The organism is Pseudomonas sp. EYE_354 (assembly GCF_023148575.1).
GTDB lineage: Bacteria > Pseudomonadota > Gammaproteobacteria > Pseudomonadales > Pseudomonadaceae > Aquipseudomonas.
In genome coordinates this window covers 295,551-313,272 of sequence record NZ_JAHXNQ010000002.1, presented here as the reverse complement: position 1 = coordinate 313,272, position 17,722 = coordinate 295,551, and the positions used below count along the sequence as shown (strand labels likewise).

Here is a 17,722-nt window from a genome sequence, read left to right as displayed (position 1 = left end):
CTCAGGGCGCCGCCAACCATTGATCAACGATGCCCTGGTACGCGCCGGTCGCCACACTCAGGTGCAACCACTGGTCGACATAGCTCTTCCACGCCACGTCATCGCGGGGCAGCAAAAAGGCTTTTTCGCTGTACTGCATCTGCCGCTCAGGGTTGACCGCACACAGCCCTGGCTTCTGTTTTTGTTGGTAACGCGCTTCACTGGCGTCGGTGATCATCACGTCGGCCTTGCCGGCGAGCAGTTCGTCGAAAATGGTGACGTTGTCGTGCAGGCGGATCTGCGCCTGACCCAGGTGGGCGCGGGCAAACACCTCGTTGGTGCCGCCTGCCGGTTCGATCACGCGCACCTCGGGCTTGTTGATCTGCTCGACCGTCTGGTAGCGCTGCACGTCGGCGCAGCGCACCAGCGGGATCTTGCCGTCGACCCCGAGGGACTGGCTGAAAAAGGCCTTCTTCTGCCGCTCCAGCGACACCGAAATACCGCCCACGGCGATGTCGCAGCGCTGAGCAACGAAGTCCGGCATCAGGGTTTTCCAGGTGGTGGGCACCCAGGTGATGTTGGCGTTGAGGCTCTTGGCCAGGGACTCGGCCATGGCAATGTCGATGCCTTCATAACGGCCGTCGGCGCGCAACTTGGTGTAAGGCGTGTAGTCGCCGGTGGTGCACACGCTCAGGGTGCCGCGCTGCAGCACTTCGTCCAGGCGCGAGGGGGCGGTGTCGGCCAGGGCGCTGGTGGCCAGGGTTGCCAATACACACAGGGCTAGCGGAGCTTTCATGCGGTCGAGTCCTTGGGGCATGGTGGGGCGGCCATTATTTCCAGCGTGGGGCAGGGTGGCAAGGCGCGATGAATGTTTAGCGGGGCTGCAACCCTACTCCGTAATCGGTGAATTTAACTGCTTACGCAGGCGTGTGACGCTGGGCGTATCTACATCATCGTGATTCGCCCATGGACGGTTCCGCCGCCACTCACCTTGCGACACTGCCGTCCACGCTGGCGTTCTGGGCGCTGTTTCACTGTCGGCACGCGCGCCCGCCAGATACCTCTCTCCTACGTTGATCGACTCCATGGATGACGCGCACCTGTGCGCATCTGCCCGGCGGCGCCTGCGCGCCTGCCTGAAGCAAACGTATGAGACCCCCTATGAGTGTTTTTGCCAGCCTGCACGAAGCCCAGTCGTTTCTTGAGCAACACCCGGACATCGAGATGTTCGAGCTGTTTATCCTCGACAATAACGGCGTACCACGCGGCAAGTTGCTGCACCGCGATGAGCTGTTGGCGGTGTATGAAAGCGGCCGCCCGTTGCCCAGCACCATCCTCGGCCTGACCATCAATGGCGATGATGTGGAAAACTCCGGGCTGGTCTGGGAGGTCGGCGATATTGACTGCCGCGCCTACCCGATCAGCGGCAGTCTGCAGCGTATGCCGTGGCGCCTGATCCCGACGGCGGCGGTGCAGGTCAGCATGCACCCCACCGAAGGCCTGCCCGCCACCGTGGCCGACCCCCGGCATTTGCTCGCCAGGGTCATTGATGGGCTCAAGGCCGACGGCTATTACCCGGTGATGGCCGCTGAGCTTGAGTTTTACCTGCTGGACCAGAAACCCGACAGCAACGGGCGCCCGCAACCGGCGCGGGACGTGGATGGCGGCCGCCCGCGCGCGACCCAGGTCTACGGCCTGCGCGAACTGGAGCAGATCGAACCGTTCCTCGCCGACCTCTACAGCGCCTGCAAACTGCAGGGCATCCCCGCGCGCACGGCGATCTCGGAATACGCCCCAGGCCAGGTGGAAATCACCCTGGAGCATCGCGCCGACGCCCTGCAAGCCATGGACGAAGCGGTGCGCTACAAGCGGCTGGTCAAGGGCGTGGCGCATAAACACGGAATGACTGCCTGCTTTATGGCCAAGCCATTCGATGACCTGGCGGGCACCGGCATGCATATGCACGTGAGCCTGGCCGATGCCCACGGCAACAACCTGTTCGCCAGCGAGGCCGGCGACGGTACGCCGCTGTTGCGCCATGCGGTGGGCGGCATGCTCAGCACGTTGCTCGACTCGCTGTTGATGTTCTGCCCCAACGCCAACTCTTATCGGCGCTTCCAAACCAACAGCTATGCGCCGTTGGCGGCCACCTGGGGCGTGGACAACCGTACCGTCAGCCTGCGCGTGCCCGGTGGCCCGGCCCATTCCCGGCATATCGAACACCGCATCTGTGGCGCGGACGCCAACCCCTACCTGGCCGCCGCCGCGATCCTTGCCGGCATCCACCGGGGCATTCGCGAACAGCGCGACCCCGGCGCTCCGGTCGAAGGCAACGGCTACGCCCAGGCCAAGCAATTACTGCCCACCGATTGGCTCACCACGTTGCGCGCGCTGGAAGCTTCGAACTGGGCCCGTGAGACGTTCGGCAGTGAGTTTCTTGGGGTGTACCTGGCGGTGAAGCGCGCCGAGTACCGTCAGTTCATGGGCCAGGTGGGTGAGCAGGATTGGCGTTGGTACCTGCATCAGGCCTGAGTCGATTGAAGGGGGGAAGGCTTCTACCTTTTTTTCACGTTGGGGTGGTTAAGCTGCCAACCAAGGTCGTTTACCCCCTATGAGCCCATGATGTCGCCACAACCTCCATCGTCTATCGAGATCGAATACGCCGAACGCTGTGACCGTGAACACGCCAGGGTCTGCGGCGACACGCGCCCGCCTGGGCTGCGTCGCCGTCTGGCGTCGTGGCGCGACGAATGGTTGGTGCGCCAGGCGTTGAAAGTCGCCGGCGAGCCGGGCCTGATCCTGGACCTGGCCTGCGGGTCGGGGCGGTTCTGGCCGGTGTTGGCCGAGCATATCAACCGCGTGATCCTGGCCTCGGACAATTCCCAGGCCATGCTCGATCACGCCCGTACCCACCACCCGGCGGCACTGCTCAAACGGGTCAAGACCTTCCAGGGCTCTGCGTTTGATATCGGCTTGTCGGCGAATGCGGTGGACTGCATCTTCTGCCTGGAGTTGTTTCGCCATGTCCCCAGCGGTGAAGGGCGGCTGGCGTTGCTGCGCGAGTTTCACCGGGTCAGCCGCGACACGGTGATCGTCTCGGTCAACTCGCGCAGGGCGGTGGAGGACGAGTTTCGCCAGGCGGGCTTCAAGGTCCTGAATCATCAGGAATTCATTCCGGGCTCCGCGCTGTGGCGGGTCTATGTTCTGCGTAAGAGAGGATAACGCCCGCCTGTCGGACTATTCTTCGCCTCCTGTCTGAGTTTTCATGGTTGCCTGTGCACTGCGGATGCTCGCTAGCCCCGTTCGCGATATATACTGCGCGCCATTCTTCAAGGGAGAGCCGTGTGGCCATCGATATTCACTGGATCTGCGACAACGATAGCCTCGGCCAGCACTGCGCCGAATGGCAGCAGTTGCCATTCGTCGCCCTCGACACCGAATTCATGCGGGTCGACACCTTTTATCCCATTGCCGGGCTGATCCAGATCGGTGATGGCGTACGCGCTTACCTGATCGACCCCCTGACCATCGACAACTGGCAACCGCTGGCTGCGCTGCTGGAAAACCCGGCCGTGATCAAGGTGGTGCACGCCTGCAGTGAAGACCTCGAAGTCCTGCTGCGCCTGACCGGCAGCCTGCCGGTGCCGTTGTTCGACACCCAATTGGCGGCGGCGTACTTGAACCTCGGGTTCTCCATGGGCTATTCGCGCCTGGTGCAAGCGGTGCTCGACATCGAATTGCCCAAGGGCGAGACCCGCTCGGACTGGCTGCAGCGGCCATTGTCCGAGACACAAATCAGCTATGCCGCCGAAGACGCGGTGCATTTGGCCGAGGTCTACATCCGTCTTCGCCCGCAACTGAGTGACGACAAATACGCCTGGGTGCTGGAGGACGGCGCCGAACTGGTGGCCAACCTGCGCCGCGAAATCGACCCTTACGAGGTGTACCGCGACGCCAAGCTGGCGTGGAAACTGTCCCGCGCGCAACTCGCGGTGCTGCGTGAACTGTGCGCCTGGCGCGAACAGCAAGCCCGCGCCCGCGACCTGCCGCGTAACCGTATCGTGCGCGAGCACTCGCTGTGGCCGCTTGCCAAATCGCAGCCGGACAACCTCGCCGCCCTGGGCAAGATCGAAGACATGCACCCGCGCACCGTGCGTCAGGATGGCCAGTTCCTGCTGGACCTGATCAAACGTGCCGCCAGCGTGCCCATGGACCAATGGCCGCCGGCCGTGGCTGAGCCGCTGCCGGTGGACGCCGCGGCGCTGATCAAGCAACTGCGCGCCCTGGGCCAAACGTTCGCCGAGCGCCTGGACATGGCGCCGGAGCTGATGCTGCGCAAGAAAACCCTCGAAGCCCTGGTCAAAAGTGGCTACCCCGATGGGCCTTACCAATTGCCAGACTCGCTGCGTGGCTGGCGCCGCGAGTTGATGGGCCAGGCGCTGCTCGACAGCCTGGCCACTGCCGGAGAACAGCCTTGAAACGTATTTGCTCCATCTATCGCAGCCTGAAAAAAGACGGCATGTACCTCTACGTGCTCAAAAGCGATGCCCTTGAGCGCGTGCCGGAGCCCTTGATGGCTGCCTTCGGCAAGCCGCACCACGCATTCGATATGGTGCTCACGCCCGAGCGCAAGCTGTCGCGCGAAGACATCGTGGTGGTCCTGGAAAACCTCGACACCCAGGGCTATCACCTGCAAATGCCGCCGGCCGAGGACGAGTACATCGAGCACTTGCCCGAAGAGCTGCTGCGTCGCAACGACCCGATGTAAGCGACCGGTGCCCTGCCTGGGGCACCTGCTTCAATGAAATCGTATTGGCGGGCGGTGGCCGTAAGGAAGCGGGCGGCCGTCTGCACTGTTTTTGAAAGGTTTGAACCATGCGTGTTCTGATTGCTGAACAGGATCACCCGCTCTACGCCCAACTGCTCAAAGAAGCCGCTCCCGACCTTGAAGTACTGACCAGCGGCGACTCGGCCGAGCTGTCACGCCTGGCCGCCGATTGCCCGGTATGGCTGGGCCAACCGGACCTGCTGGCCACCCTGTTGCGCCAGGGCCACAGCCCGCAGTGGCTGCAATCGACCTGGGCCGGCATCACACCGCTGTTGGCCGAAGGCTTGCCCCGCGACTACCGCCTGACCCGCGCGGTGGGTATTTACGGCCAGGTCATGGCCGAGTTTGTCCTCACCTACATGCTGGGCCACGAACGTGAAGTGCTGGCGCGGCTGGTCAGCCAGGTCGAGCGCAAGTGGGACAACCGCACCGGCCAAAGCCTGGCGGGGCGCAAGGCGCTGATCGTCGGCACCGGTGACATCGGCCAGAGCGTCGCCGAGTTCCTCGTGCCGTTTGGCGTCAAGCTGTATGGCATCGCCAGTACCGCACGTGAGCAAGCGCCGTTTATCGAAGTGGCCGGGCTCGATCAACTGGGTCGGTTGGTGGGGGAAGTCGACTATGTGATCAATCTGCTGCCCAACACACCCAATACCCATGACCTGTACGACGCGGCGCTGTTCAAGCAGTTCAAGCCCACCGGCCTGTTTATCAACGTCGGGCGCGGCGTGGCAGTGGTGGATGCCGATCTCGTGGAGGCCTTGAAAGAAGGGCACCTGGCCGGCGCGGTGATCGATGTGTGCCGCCAGGAACCTTTGCCTCAGCGTCATCCGTTCTGGACCGCGTGGGGCCTGCTGCTGACCGGTCACAGCTCGGCACCGACCTCGCCGTCGATGATGGTGGAGTTATTTGAGCAAAACGTGCGCGCCTATCAAACCGGGCAAGCCTTGCGCGGCGAAGTGAGCTTCGAGCGCGGTTACTGAGGTGGGCGCCCGGCAACCGGGCGCCGATACACATCGCCTCATAGTCAAGTTGGAACTGCCTTGCCAGGTCGTTCCACCCAGTGCCCGCAAGGCGTCTGCACAGGCGCCTTGAAGGACACTCACTTGACTAAGGACAGGCACGCTCATGACCTCCCTCATTGCGCCCCCGCTTTATACGCGCCCTTTGGCGCTTTCTCATTCGCTCACCCCGCTTGACGAAACGCCGAGGTCCGTCGCCAGCGACTCGCCTGCACCCCGCCAGATATCGGCGTTGAAAACGGCGTTGGGCGACCAGTGCAACCGACGGACTCTGGTCGACCGGCTCCAGCACATCGTGCAGACGCTCCCCGCACAGGTACGTGCCGAGGCGTCGTCGTCCTTGCCAGCGGTCAGGGCGCAGATGGAAGCGACGCTGGCCGCGCGCCTTAAAAGCACGCTGATGTACGTGTGCGAAGACTCGTCCTATCCCCCGCAACCGCCTTTACCCGCCAACCGGTTGATCAGCCTGGACGCTTATCTGCGCGGCTGGGGCCTGACGCCGCCCACGACCCTGGAGGCGTTGATCGACCTCAAGGACTCAACCGCCAGGCAGGCGCAGATTCACCCCCTGGGCAATTTCAGCGGCGCGTTGGGTTGGCCACTGGCGATGCCCGGCCAGGACCAGGACAGCCTCGTCAATTTCTTGCACAGCAGCACCCGCCAGGTGCCGGGGCTGCCGCTGCCCGAAGGCGGCACCGGCACCCTGGGCTACCTGCTCAGCGGCAGTTCGGTGTCCGACGCCGACCTCGCGGACCCAATGCTCGCCCTGGAGAAATTGCTCGCTTCGCCCAAGGCCCAGGCGTTGGGCGAAGTGCTTCAGACCCGGCTGGGCGGCGTGCCGACACCCGGCGCGGGCGACGACTATGTGTTGACCGCCCTGCACCTGGGCCTCGATCCCCACGATCAGGCGGCCCCCACGCGTAATCACATTGCCGGGTTCGATCTGGCGAGCAGTCAATACTGGGGGCAACCGGCCTCGGCGGTGATTGACGGGTTGGGCAAGCATTTACTTGAGCAAGGCCGGGTCAGCGCACGCACCGCCAGGCTGGGGGCGTACCTGCTGCTGGCGCGGACGGCGCCGCAGTATCTGGTCAAAGACCTCCCGGCCGGTGTGACCTATGGCAGCGTGATGTGGGCGCAACTGGCGATGGCGGTGGCCAGGATCGAAGCGCAGACCCCAGGCCGTACGCTCGCCATGGGCTATGCGCAGATCCTGCTGGCCGCCGAGCAGCTCAAGAGCGACCCAGCCCTGGGCCAGGCGATCAACCATGACGCACTCCGGGACTGGGGCGTCGTCAACGGCGTGCTGCGCAGCGCTGCCGAGACGCCCTCGGTGACCGAGATGGAGCGTGTGCGGGCCGCGTACAACCATCAGCTCAGCGCCCTGAAAACCACCACTACCTTGCTGCAAACGCAAATTCCGAGCCGTAGGGCGTTGGCGCTGGCCCAGCTCTCGGCGGCCTTTCCTGATCTGGATCCTCGCCTTTTCGAGGTCAAAAGCATTCAGAAAGCCAGGCTCAAAACGGGACGGCCAGGGCTGCATCCGGGCGCGCGGTCGATGCTGGACATCGTCATGGAGGGCGGCAAGCTGAAGGCCGAGGAACATTGGGTCAGTAACGACAGCCGCCTTCCCATCACTGCATTTTGCAGCCTTTACGAAAGGGGCAAGCTGGGGGTGGCCGACGCGTTCAAGAGCGCCTTCGACGGGGCTATCCGCGCCCAGGAAGAGGGGCACCAGGGCAAGGTCAGGCACTTGATCGCCACACTGCCGTTGGAAGACCGCAAGAACCTGGAGTTCGGCAAGCTGGAGTTCTTCCATACCAACCAATACAAAATTGCCGGCGATCTGTTCACCCCGCCGGCCCTGCATGTCAGGGGCCATACCCTGGAGATCAAGGCAACGCGCAATGGGCAGGTCAACCTCTACACCCTCGACACGCGCCGGGGCACCATCGAGAAAGAAAACTACCTGTTGCGCCGCCGCACAGCGCCCTATACCGACGACAAGCTGCAGACACGCGAGGCGAACATCCTCGCCCGGACCGTGGTGTTCGAGCCTGCGCCTGGCCTGGCGCAGCGTTTTGTCGAACAAGCGCAGGGCGCGGCGTTGCCCGACAGCTTCAACTCCCCGCGCAGTCAGGCGATTGCCGACCTGTTCGTGAAGTCGCTGGACCTGAAGAACGACGACCTGTTGAAAGAGGCGCGGGGTATCACGTCCTATGACCAGGACAGTGCCCGAAACGAAGCGATCGGCCAGTTTTTCCTGAACCTCATCCCGTTGCGCTCGGCCATCGTCAGTTTCAAGAAGGGCAACGTTGGCCAGGGCGTGTTCGACCTTGCGGTGGACGCCGTCGGGCTGCTTACCCTTGGCGCGGGCAAAGCGGCGCACGCCGGCAAAGTGCTCGGCGCAGCACTGTCGACGGCGCGCCACGCGGCCAAGGCGGCGAGGTTTGTCGGGGCCACCCTGGTCGAGGCCTTTAACCCCTTGAGCGGTATGGGCGATCTGCTGGCTGGCGGCGCCAGGTCGGCACTGCGCGGTGCCCGCCACGCGGCGGCCAGGGTAACCCGGCAATTCAACCAACTGCGCGGCGCGGCGGGTCGCTATGACTTGCTCAAGGCTGCCAGCAAAACCCATGGCGAGGCGGCAACGGGCACGTTCAAGGTCGCCGGGGAGCAGGTGGAAGGCGGTGCCGTGCTGCACAGCGGCCAATGGTATCCGCTGGATACGCAAACCATGCGCCTCTATGGGCGCCCGATGGACGACTTCACGCCGGGCGCCCGTGCGGTGGATGGCCAATTGACTCACCTTCCGGCCGCCGCGGACGTGGTCGAGCCCGTGTCGGTCAAAGCTGACCTTGGACGTGAGATTGGAGCCGGCGCCGAGGGCACTGTTTATGAAAGTCTTGACGGAAAAAGCGTCTACAAGGACTTCGGGCCTACGCGCTGGACGAGCGCCGAAGGCCGCCGGGACATGGAGGTGGTCAACCTCAACAAATACTACGGCGAAGGCTTTGCCGAGCTGCGCGTGGAGGAGGGCCGCAAATACATAAAAATGGGCAAGATCGATGGCGTGGACCTGAGCAAGTTCGAAAAGGGCAGCCTGCCGCCCTCGGTGCGCCCGTTGCTGGACGACGCCCTGGCGCAAATGGAAGCCAAGGACATCTACCACAATGACCTGCAACTGAAGAACTTCATGTACTCGCAGAAAGACAACAAGGTCTACCCGGTCGATATGAACGGCATGCCCGGTGAGTTCATGGTGGAGGGCGTGATCGACGTGTACCAGCGCCACGCCGCGAAATTGCGCAAGGACTTCGCCGCGCTGATTGCCCCGCAGCCTTGACGCCGGACCCTGCCGTCATCCAACGGCAGGGTGCCTACTGGCGGTTTACAGGCTGAAATCGCCTTCCGACACCAGCTCGCTCAGCGGCTTGCGTGGGCTCGGCATTTCACGACCTTGCAGGTACTCCGGCAAGGTCGACTTGTCACCCAGCTTGCCGATCGCCACGGCGGCATGCAGGGCATAGCCTTCAGGTATTTTCAGCTCTTTGCGCGTCAACGCTTGATCGAAACCGGCCATGCCGTGGGTGTACCAGCCGCTGAGGCTGGCTTGCAGCGCCAGGTGGCCCCAGGCGGAACCGGTGTCGAAGGTGTGCCACAGCGCCGGGGTTTCTTCGGTGGCGCCGGGGGCGACGAAGTCGGTTTTCGACGCGATGATCACCAGGGCCGACGCATGTTGCGCCCACCCACGGTTGAATTCATTGAGCAGGCCCAGGAAACGTTCCCAGTCCGGCGTGTCGCGACGCGCGTACAGAAAACGCCAGGGTTGCGAGTTGTATGCCGACGGCGCCCAGCGTGCGGCCTCAAAGAAACTCAGCAGGGTGTCCTGCGGGATGTTCTCGCCGGTAAAGGCACGAGGCGACCAGCGGTCGGTGAATTGCGGGTGGATCGGATAGTCGGCAACACGTGTCGTGGGCAGTTCCTGAGCGTCAATGCGGTGCTCAAAACTACTGCGCGCCCGCCAGACTGACAAGTCTTGCAACACCGCAGGTCGCAAGCGCTTGGTTCCAGGCGCCGTGGGTACTAGACTGGCGGCCTTTTCACCTACCGATACTGATGTAGAGCCATGGCCGCCAAAGTCGAACCTTTCTGGATACGCAAAACCCTTGAACAACTCGACCAGGAGGAGTGGGAATCGTTGTGCGACGGCTGTGGCCTGTGCTGCCTGCAAAAGCTTGAGGACGAAGAGGACAACAGCGTCTATTACACGCGAATTGCCTGCAAACTGCTCGACCTCAAAACCTGCCAGTGCACCGATTACCCCAACCGCCGCGCCTCGGTGCCGGACTGCATCCAGCTCACGCCGGGGCAGGCCGACCAGTTCAAATGGCTGCCGCCGACCTGCGGCTACCGCTTGGTCAGTGAGCGCAAGGACTTGCCGTTGTGGCATCACCTGGTCTGCGGCGACCGTGACGCCGTGCACCATGAACGCATTTCCCAGTCCGGGCGCATGCTCAGCGAAGGCAGCGTGCCCGAAGACGACTGGGAGGATTACCTGATCTTCCGCGCGGGCTGAGAAAGGAGTGTGTATGAGGCGGGGAACCCGGCTGGCCGCGGGCCTGGTGCTGATGGCGCTGAGTCTGCCGGCATGGTGCGCGAAGAAAGTCGACCTGGACTATCACGTCAAGCTGTTGCCCCAGAGCGAGCAGGCAGAAGTGCGCGTGAGCCTGTCCCAGGGCGCGGCGGTGCGCAGCCTGGACTTCGACCTGGGCCCCGACGCGAGCTACAGCGACTTCAAGGCCGACGGCCAGTGGAAGGTCAGCGGCCATCGGGGTGTGTGGCAACCCAGTGCCGACAAGGCCAGCCTGACCTACCGCGTGCGCCTGACCCAGGCGCGCAGGCCGGGCGCGTATGAAGCGCGGATGACCCCGAGCTGGGCATTGTTTCGGGGCGAAGAGCTGGTGCCCGCCGCGCGCCTCGATCAACAGGACGGCGTTGAGCTGGTCTCGCGTTTGGTCTTTGAATTGCCAGCCGGCTGGAAAAGCGTCGAAACCGCCTGGCCGCGCATCGGCAAGCAAAAATTTCGTATCGACAACGTGTCACGCCTGTTCGACCGGCCCACCGGCTGGATGCTCGCCGGCACCCTCGGCAGCCGTCGCGTGCGCCTGGGCGAAACCGAAGTCACTGTGGCCTCGCCCAAAGGCCAGGCCATGCGCCGTATGGATGTACTGACATTGCTGACGTTCGTCTGGCCGCAAGTGGAAGCCGCATTCCCGCGCCATCCGAGCAAGTTGCTGGTGGTGGGAGCCAGCGACCCGATGCGCCGTGGCGCGTTTTCGGCGCGAGATTCGATCTACCTTAACAGCCGCACGCCGCTGGTCAGCGAAAACGGCGGCAGCCCGTTGATTCGTGAAGTGGTGCAGGCGATTGGCCGTTTCAACGACCACGACACCAGTGACTGGATCAGCGAAGGGTTGGGCGAGTACTACGCCATCGAACTGCTGCGTCGCGCCGGCGGCATTACCGATGAGCGCTACCAGACGATTCAGGCGCGGTTGATCAAGGAAGGCAAGGACGTGACCACCCTGCGCGGCGAGCACGTCAGCGGCGCAACCGTGTCGCGGGCGGTGGTGGTGATGCAGGAGCTGGACCGCGAGATCCGCGTGAAAACCCACAACAAGCGCTCGATCGATGATCTGGCGCAGGCGGTGATGCGCGCCGACAGCATCACCACCAAGGCGTTTGTACAGCTCGCCGACAGCATCATCGGCGAGCCGTCGGTGGTGCTCGACAGCAAACTGCTGCGCTGAGCCAGACGCTGGAAAAGCGCCGGGATCAGCTCGGGGTCTTCACGGCTTTTTCGGCGGCCACTTCCGCCTGGGTCTTGAGGTTCTTCAACTCCAGGCCCGCGCGTTCGATCTTGGTGCGCACGCTGTTCATTTCCTGGCGACCCTGTTCCAGCTTGTCTTTAAGTGTGCTGTGACCGGTAAACCCGCGTGCCAGCGCCACACCGCCGATCGCCACCTGAATCAAACCGAAAATCCCGCCCCGGCGCAGGCCTTTGCCCACCATCATCACGCCACCGGCCACCGAGCCGATGCGTTCCCAGCCGTGCACGTTCTGCGTGGGTTGGCTCTGGAACGGGGTGTGTTCGATGACAGGTCGCACGGTTTTGCTGTCGCTCATGATTCAGTCTCCAACAAGGGCAAGTGTAAATAGCTGACTGCCCGCAGGCGCCGGATGTTCCCAAAAAATCAGTACTTGGGGCCCGAGCGGGTGTTATTGCCCTTGGCCAGGCGGTCGTAGAGCACCACGTTGACGGTGGCGGCGAGGTTCATGCACCCGGTGGTGGGGATGTACACCACGTCTTCGCACCAGTCACGAATGTCTTTATCCAGGGAGCCGTCTTCGGGGCCAAAGATATACAGCGCGCGGTCGGGGTGGGTGTATTCGGGCAGCGGGCGGGCGCCTTCGACCAGTTCCACCGCGACCGGAATGCAGCCCAGCGGCAGGATTTTTTTCAGGTCGTCGATGCCGATCAGCGGAATGTCGTGGTGGACTTTCTTGGTATCGGTGATGAAATCCCGCGCGCGCTCGTAACGCACGCCGGTGTAGAACACCGAGGCCACGCCGTAGCAGCCGGCGGCACGCATGACCGAACCGACGTTTTCCGGGGATTTGGGGTTATACAGACCGATGCAGCTGTAGCGTTTATTGCCCACGGAGGTGCCTTCAAAAAAGGCAGCATTATAGCTATAAGCGGCAAGCTGCAAGTTAAAAGCCGAGTGGCTTTTTCTTGCAGCTTTCAACGTGCGGCTTTCAGCTGTCTTTTTTCATCAACCCCGCCAACGCCGCGAACGGGTTGTGCGTGGCCTTGGCAATGGTCGGGCTGCTGGTGGAGCCTTCGCCGAAGTACTGTTGGTCGGTGTAGCGCGAGTGTTCGTTGTCGTGGCAATACAGGCACAGCAATTCCCAGTTGGAACCGTCCTGGGGGTTGTCATCATGGTTGTGGTTGCGGTGGTGTACGGTGAGTTCGCTCAAGCGCTTGCCGGCGAATTCACGGGCGCAGCGGCCGCACACGTGGGGGTACATTTTCAGGGCTTTGTCGCGGTAGCCCATTTCCCGGTCGCGCTGGGCATCGGCGAGGATGCGGTCCAGCTTGGCGGTGTGGGAGGGCGGGTTGGTCGAGCTCATCATGGCTCCTGGCTGTTTGGTGGTTCACGGATAGCGTTGATTCTAGCCGTCGGCGCACGTTTGTAGTATCGCTTCATTCATTTCACAAGGATCCGAAACCTATGCGTTGGTACACATGGACCGCTGCACTGCTCGTTGGCGCCCTGGCGACTCAAGCCCAGGCGTTTTCCACACCCGGGCCCGGGCAGGTGATCGAGGTCGCCCTCGAACAATTGCACCCGACCCAGGCGGTGGTGGGTTTTGACCAGATCTACTACAGCCTCGGCCTGTTCGCCGAGAAACCGGCCAAAGCCTTCGATGAGTACTGCGAAACCAATGGCCAGGGCGCTGCCGACAAGGTGCCCAAACACGCTGATCTGCGCCAGCCTTCCAGCTTCACCTGCCAGGACCCGGTGGGCACGCACCCAGAAGACATGAAAACCGTAGTGGTCGGCCCCGGTGGCCAGTTGTACCTGACCGACGGTCATCACAGCTTCACCACCCTGTGGGAAACCCCCGGCGCCGGCCCGCAGTTGAAGATGTGGGTCAAAGTTACCGATGACTTCAGCAACAGCCCGGACCTTGCCACCTTCTGGCGGCGCATGCAGGCTGCCCGCAAGGTCTGGCTCAAGGACAACCGGGGCCAGACCCTGCCGCCCGCGCAACTGCCGGCCCACCTGGGGTTCAAGAACCTGCAGGACGACACCTTGCGCAGCTTGGTGTATTTCACGCGCAAGGCCGCCTATGGCAAGCCGGAGGGTGGGGACATTGCGCCGGAGTTTCTGGAGTTTTACTGGGGTAACTGGCTGCGCACCCAGATCGACCTGGGGGCGTACAACCTCAACAAGAAAAGTGGCTACAAGGCTGCGATTGAAGCGGTCGCCAGGCGCATGGTCAGCCTGGCGCCGGGCGCACCGGTGGGCGACAGTGGTTTCAGCGCCCATCAACTGGGCGGCATGACCCAACTGGACCGCAGTGAGCTGGAAAAGACCTTCGACAAAAAAGTGCCGTACGTGATCGACTACCGCAAATCCCGCAACTGACGCGATCTGATCCGGGGCCTGGAGGCGCGGGCTCAGCCCTTGAGCTTCTCCGCAATCCAGATGGTGTGCCGCGTGCCCTTGTTGCCATGGGCAAACACCTGCACCTCTTCGGCCTTGAAACCGGCTTTGCGCAGTTTGTCGCTGAACAGCTTGTCGGCGCTGGCCGACCACACGGCCAGCACGCCCTTGGGTCGCAGGGCCTTGGCGCAGGCGGCCAGGCCACCGGCGGAGTACAGCCAGCTGTTGGCTTTTTGCGTGAGGCCTTCGGGGCCGTTGTCGACGTCGAGCATGATCGCGTCAAATCCCTGGGGCTCGGCCTGCAGCACCTTGGCCACGTCTTCCATGCGGATCACGGTGCGCGGGTCCAGCAGCGGGCGCCCGGCTTTCTCCCCCAGCGGTCCACGGTTCCACTCCACGACGCCCGGCACCAGTTCGGCCACCACCACTTCGGCGGTCTTGCCCAAATGCTTGAGCGCCGAAGCCAGGGTAAAACCCATGCCCAGGCCGCCGATCAGCACCCGTGAACCCGGGCGGCCAGCGACCTTACGGCAGGGGATTTCGGCCAGCGCATCTTCGGAGCCGTGCATGCGCGTATTCATCAACTGGCCGCCGTCACCGCCCTGGATCTTGATGACAAAATCTTCACCGTATTCGAACAGGCACAAGGCACCGCCGTTGTCGGGGATCGGGGTGGTGTCGAGCAGAACGAAACGTTTCATGGAAATCTCATTGGGAAGGGCATTCTTGCGCGGTTGGGAGTAGCCTTACGACATTCCGGTCAGGCCATGGAGCCATCGATGAAGTGCAGCATTCTAACGGTCATTGTGTTGAGCGCGCTCGCCTGCGGTGCAGCGCAGGCTCAGGAGTTGCAAACCGTGCCGGTCGCCCCCGCGCCAACCGCCGGCGCGCCGGGCACGCCAACGCCGACGCTGTACCCGCAAGTCACGCCGCCGGCATTGCCCAAGACCAACGGTTCGCCGCCCCTGGCCCCCATCGTGTTGCCCACGCCGCCCAAGGACCAGACGGTGCCCGGCCTGCAACAGAACGACGGCAAGCCGAAGACGCCTGGCGGTTAAACCTGCTGCGCCAGCAACTGCCCATCGGCCATGCGCAGGCGCTTGGACAAGGCAATCGCAATCGCGCGGATGATCTTGGCCGCCACCCGCGGCGCTTCGTTGAGCAGCTTTTCCAGGGAGTCCTTGCCCAGGTTCAACAGCACGCAATCACTGGCGGCCACGCAACTGGCGGAGCGCCGCTCACCGTCGAGCACCGCCATCTCGCCAAAGGCCCGGCCGCTGCGCAGGGTGGCGATGGTTACGCGCCGGCCGTCGTGACTGGTCTTCTGCACCGCCACCTGGCCGCTGTGGATGATGCACATGAACGTTCCGGCATCGCCTTCAAGGAAGATCGTCTCATCGCGGGCGATGCTGCTGATGTTGAAATAGCCGGCGGCGACGTGAAAGTCTTCCGGCAACAAGGGATCGAACAAGCCGCAGTCCATGAGCATGTCGCGGATTTCGGTGTTCATCAAAGTCGGTAGTGCCATGGCTGCAATCTTGGTCCATCAATCAGTAGGCGGTCCTGTGTTCAGACAAAACCGCCGCACTAAGTTCCTAAATCAAGCCCAGTGCCTTGAACACAAATGCATATTCGAGTGCTACGTCACGTAATCCCTGGTAACGGCCGCTCATTCCGCCGTGGCCGGCGCCCAGTTCGGTCTTGAGCAGCAGCAGGTTGTCGTCGGTCTTGGTGTCCCGCAGCTTGGCCACCCACTTGGCCGCTTCCCAGTACTGCACGCGGCTGTCGTTGTAGCCGGCGATCACCAGCAGGTGCGGGTAAGCCTGGGCCCGAACGTTTTCGTACGGCGCGTAGGCCTTGATGCGTGCATACACCTCAGGGTCTTCGGGGTTGCCCCACTCGTCGTACTCGGTGATGGTCAGCGGCAGCTCCGGATCGAGCATGGTGTTGAGCACGTCGACGAACGGCACTTCGGCAATCGCCGCCTGGAACAGCTCCGGGCGCTGATTGAGCACCGCGCCGATCAACAGGCCACCGGCGCTGCCGCCGCTGATCGCCAGCTGTTTGGAGGTGGTCAGGCCGTTGGCGATCAGGTGTTCGGCGCAGGCGATAAAGTCGCTGAAGGTGTTCTGTTTGTTTTCCTGCTTGCCGTTGCGGTACCAGGCTTCACCCAGCTCGCCGCCGCCGCGCACATGCGCAATGGCGAACGCCACGCCACGTTCGAGCAGGCTCAGGCGCGCATGGGAGAACCAGGGGTCCAGGCTCGAACCGTAGGCACCGTAGCCATACAGGTACAACGGCGTCGGTTTTCCGACGTGGTCGCGCTTGACCACCAGGCTGATCGGCACCTGGGTGCCATCGGCGGATGTCGCCCAGAGGCGCTGACTGACGTAATCGTCAGCGTTGAACACGCCCAGCACCGGGGTTTCCTTGAGCACCTGTTGCGCGCCGCTGGCCAGTTCCAGCTGACGCACCTGGGCCGGGCGGTTCAGGGCTTCGTAGCGCAGGCGGATCCTGTCGCTGACAAACTCCAGGCTGTTTTGCACGTAGAGGCTGTAGGCGGCGTCGGGCAATTCCACGCGGTACGCCGTCCCACCTTCCGGGTGCACCTCGATCACCGGCAGGCCACCGATGCGCAGGCTCAGGGTCATGGCGCCGGTATTGAGGCTCACACCGTCGAGCATCACTTCATCGCTGTGGGGGATCAGGTTTTGCCACTCGTCTTCGGTGGGCACATCGCCAATGTCGGTAGCCACGAACAGTGCGTAGTTGATGCCGTCGCGGTTGCTGCGGATAAACCAGGTCCATGCGCCATTCAACTGGCCGTGGTCGACATCGTACTCGTGGTCCTCGACCCGAGGCGCCAGGCAGGTGAAGGCCAGGTGTGGCTGGTCGGCATCCAGGGCCCAGACTTCGCTGGTGGTCTTGCTGCCCAGGGCCAGCAGCAACTGGCGCTCGGAGCTGGAACGGTAGCAGTGCAGGAAGAAACGGCCGTCGGGCTCGTGGAACACTTCCTGCGCCGCAGTGCCGTCCAGGCGATAGCGATACAGTTTGTGCGGGCGATGGGTGTCGTCCAGTTCGCCGAAAAACAGGGTCAGGCTGTCATTGGCCCAGGTCATGCTGCCGTCGCAGTCCTGGAACTCCAGTTCGCTGACCTTGCCGCTGGCCAATTCCTTCACGAACAGGGTGTAGATCTCATCGCCGCTGGTGTCCAGGCTGTAGGCCAGGCGCTGGTGATCGGGGCTGATGCTGAACGCACCGAGGGAGAAAAAGCCGCCGTTGGCCAGTTCGTTCGGGTCCAGCAGCAGCTCTTCGCTGTTCTCGTCGACCTGGTTGCTGTCATCGGCCGGGCGGCGGCAGCGGTAGTGGCGGGCATATTCGTCACCGGCGGTGGTGCGCGTGTAATACAGGTACGGGCCCCATGGCGAGGGCAGCGACAGGTCGGTCTCGAGGATGCGGCCCTTGATCTCTTCGAACAGGGTTTCGCGCAACGCGGCCTGGTCGGCAAGCTGCACCTCCTGCCAGGCATTTTCGGCCTTGAGGTACTCGAGCACTTCGCTCGTGTCACGCTCCTGCAGCCAGGCGTAAGGGTCTGGGCCAGGGGCCTTGCGGGCGATCGGGGCGTTGGATATAGGCATGGATCACTCTCTGTCTGGCGGACG

The 17,722-nt window shown here is 63.2% G+C and carries 18 protein-coding genes; 10 read left to right on the top strand and 8 right to left on the bottom strand.

The window, feature by feature from the left end; translation table 11 throughout:
• Position 1: 1 nt before the first annotated feature.
• Positions 2-775, bottom strand: a complete 774-nt coding sequence (locus KZX66_RS04160) for a transporter substrate-binding domain-containing protein (RefSeq protein ID WP_248076707.1) — start codon at positions 773-775, stop codon at positions 2-4.
• Between the two features lie 365 nt (positions 776-1,140).
• On the opposite strand from KZX66_RS04160, the gene KZX66_RS04155 reads away from it, so the two are divergent.
• The 6 genes from KZX66_RS04155 to KZX66_RS26350 all read left to right on the top strand — a co-directional run bounded on the left by KZX66_RS04155 (position 1,141) and on the right by KZX66_RS26350 (position 9,169).
• Positions 1,141-2,511, top strand: a complete 1,371-nt coding sequence (locus tag KZX66_RS04155; RefSeq protein ID WP_248076705.1) for a glutamine synthetase family protein — start codon at positions 1,141-1,143, stop codon at positions 2,509-2,511.
• 90 nt (positions 2,512-2,601) lie between these two features.
• Positions 2,602-3,201: a class I SAM-dependent methyltransferase gene (locus KZX66_RS04150; protein WP_248076703.1), complete on the top strand. Its 600-nt coding sequence runs from the start codon at positions 2,602-2,604 to the stop codon at positions 3,199-3,201.
• A 122-nt stretch (positions 3,202-3,323) separates the two neighbouring features.
• The gene (gene rnd / locus KZX66_RS04145; protein WP_248076701.1) at positions 3,324-4,457 is read left to right on the top strand and encodes a ribonuclease D; all 1,134 of its coding nucleotides are present in this window, start codon (positions 3,324-3,326) and stop codon (positions 4,455-4,457) included.
• Complete coding sequence (locus KZX66_RS04140; protein ID WP_248076700.1) at positions 4,454-4,747, top strand: YcgL domain-containing protein; 294 nt, start codon at positions 4,454-4,456, stop codon at positions 4,745-4,747. The genes rnd and KZX66_RS04140 overlap by 4 nt, the downstream gene beginning before the upstream one ends.
• Before the next feature lie 107 nt (positions 4,748-4,854).
• A complete protein-coding gene (locus KZX66_RS04135) occupies positions 4,855-5,787 on the top strand; it encodes a D-2-hydroxyacid dehydrogenase (protein ID WP_248076698.1) in 933 nt (310 codons plus the stop codon).
• Positions 5,788-6,058: 271 nt separating this feature from the next.
• Positions 6,059-9,169, top strand: coding sequence for a hypothetical protein (locus KZX66_RS26350; protein ID WP_282445812.1), 3,111 nt, complete (start codon positions 6,059-6,061; stop codon positions 9,167-9,169).
• Positions 9,170-9,214: 45 nt separating this feature from the next.
• Here the strand turns inward: KZX66_RS26350 and KZX66_RS04125 are convergent, their stop codons facing one another.
• Entirely contained in the window at positions 9,215-9,805 is a 591-nt protein-coding gene (locus KZX66_RS04125; protein ID WP_248076927.1) for a nitroreductase family protein, read from the bottom strand.
• Between the two features lie 147 nt (positions 9,806-9,952).
• Between KZX66_RS04125 and KZX66_RS04120 the strand changes: the two genes are divergently transcribed.
• Together KZX66_RS04120 and KZX66_RS04115 are read left to right on the top strand one after the other, a co-directional pair.
• On the top strand, positions 9,953-10,402 hold the full coding sequence (locus KZX66_RS04120) for a YcgN family cysteine cluster protein (RefSeq protein WP_124399843.1): 450 nt from the start codon (positions 9,953-9,955) through the stop codon (positions 10,400-10,402).
• Between the two features lie 13 nt (positions 10,403-10,415).
• Positions 10,416-11,636: a hypothetical protein gene (locus KZX66_RS04115; RefSeq protein WP_248076695.1), complete on the top strand. Its 1,221-nt coding sequence runs from the start codon at positions 10,416-10,418 to the stop codon at positions 11,634-11,636.
• Between the two features lie 25 nt (positions 11,637-11,661).
• Here the strand turns inward: KZX66_RS04115 and KZX66_RS04110 are convergent, their stop codons facing one another.
• The 3 genes from KZX66_RS04110 to KZX66_RS04100 form a co-directional block, all read right to left on the bottom strand.
• Positions 11,662-12,012 (bottom strand): DUF2892 domain-containing protein, encoded by a 351-nt coding sequence (locus tag KZX66_RS04110; RefSeq protein ID WP_248076692.1) that lies wholly within the window; start codon positions 12,010-12,012, stop codon positions 11,662-11,664.
• Positions 12,013-12,080: 68 nt separating this feature from the next.
• A complete protein-coding gene (locus KZX66_RS04105) occupies positions 12,081-12,548 on the bottom strand; it encodes an RNA methyltransferase (protein ID WP_053136646.1) in 468 nt (155 codons plus the stop codon).
• Between the two features lie 97 nt (positions 12,549-12,645).
• Positions 12,646-13,020 (bottom strand): YajD family HNH nuclease, encoded by a 375-nt coding sequence (locus KZX66_RS04100; protein ID WP_003172528.1) that lies wholly within the window; start codon positions 13,018-13,020, stop codon positions 12,646-12,648.
• Positions 13,021-13,121: 101 nt separating this feature from the next.
• Between KZX66_RS04100 and KZX66_RS04095 the strand changes: the two genes are divergently transcribed.
• Entirely contained in the window at positions 13,122-14,042 is a 921-nt protein-coding gene (locus KZX66_RS04095) for a ParB/Srx family N-terminal domain-containing protein (protein WP_248076690.1), read from the top strand.
• Positions 14,043-14,074: 32 nt separating this feature from the next.
• Here the strand turns inward: KZX66_RS04095 and KZX66_RS04090 are convergent, their stop codons facing one another.
• On the bottom strand, positions 14,075-14,761 hold the full coding sequence (locus KZX66_RS04090; RefSeq protein WP_223013741.1) for a hypothetical protein: 687 nt from the start codon (positions 14,759-14,761) through the stop codon (positions 14,075-14,077).
• 78 nt (positions 14,762-14,839) lie between these two features.
• Here KZX66_RS04090 and KZX66_RS04085 point away from each other — a divergent pair, with 78 nt between their 5' ends.
• Positions 14,840-15,118 (top strand): hypothetical protein, encoded by a 279-nt coding sequence (locus tag KZX66_RS04085; protein WP_248076688.1) that lies wholly within the window; start codon positions 14,840-14,842, stop codon positions 15,116-15,118.
• Here the strand turns inward: KZX66_RS04085 and KZX66_RS04080 are convergent.
• Both KZX66_RS04080 and KZX66_RS04075 read right to left on the bottom strand, forming a co-directional pair.
• Entirely contained in the window at positions 15,115-15,588 is a 474-nt protein-coding gene (locus KZX66_RS04080; RefSeq protein ID WP_248076686.1) for a cyclic nucleotide-binding domain-containing protein, read from the bottom strand. The two genes, KZX66_RS04085 and KZX66_RS04080, sit on opposite strands and share 4 nt — an antisense overlap.
• A gap of 67 nt (positions 15,589-15,655) precedes the next feature.
• A complete protein-coding gene (locus KZX66_RS04075; protein ID WP_248076683.1) occupies positions 15,656-17,698 on the bottom strand; it encodes a S9 family peptidase in 2,043 nt (680 codons plus the stop codon).
• Positions 17,699-17,722: the final 24 nt, after the last annotated feature.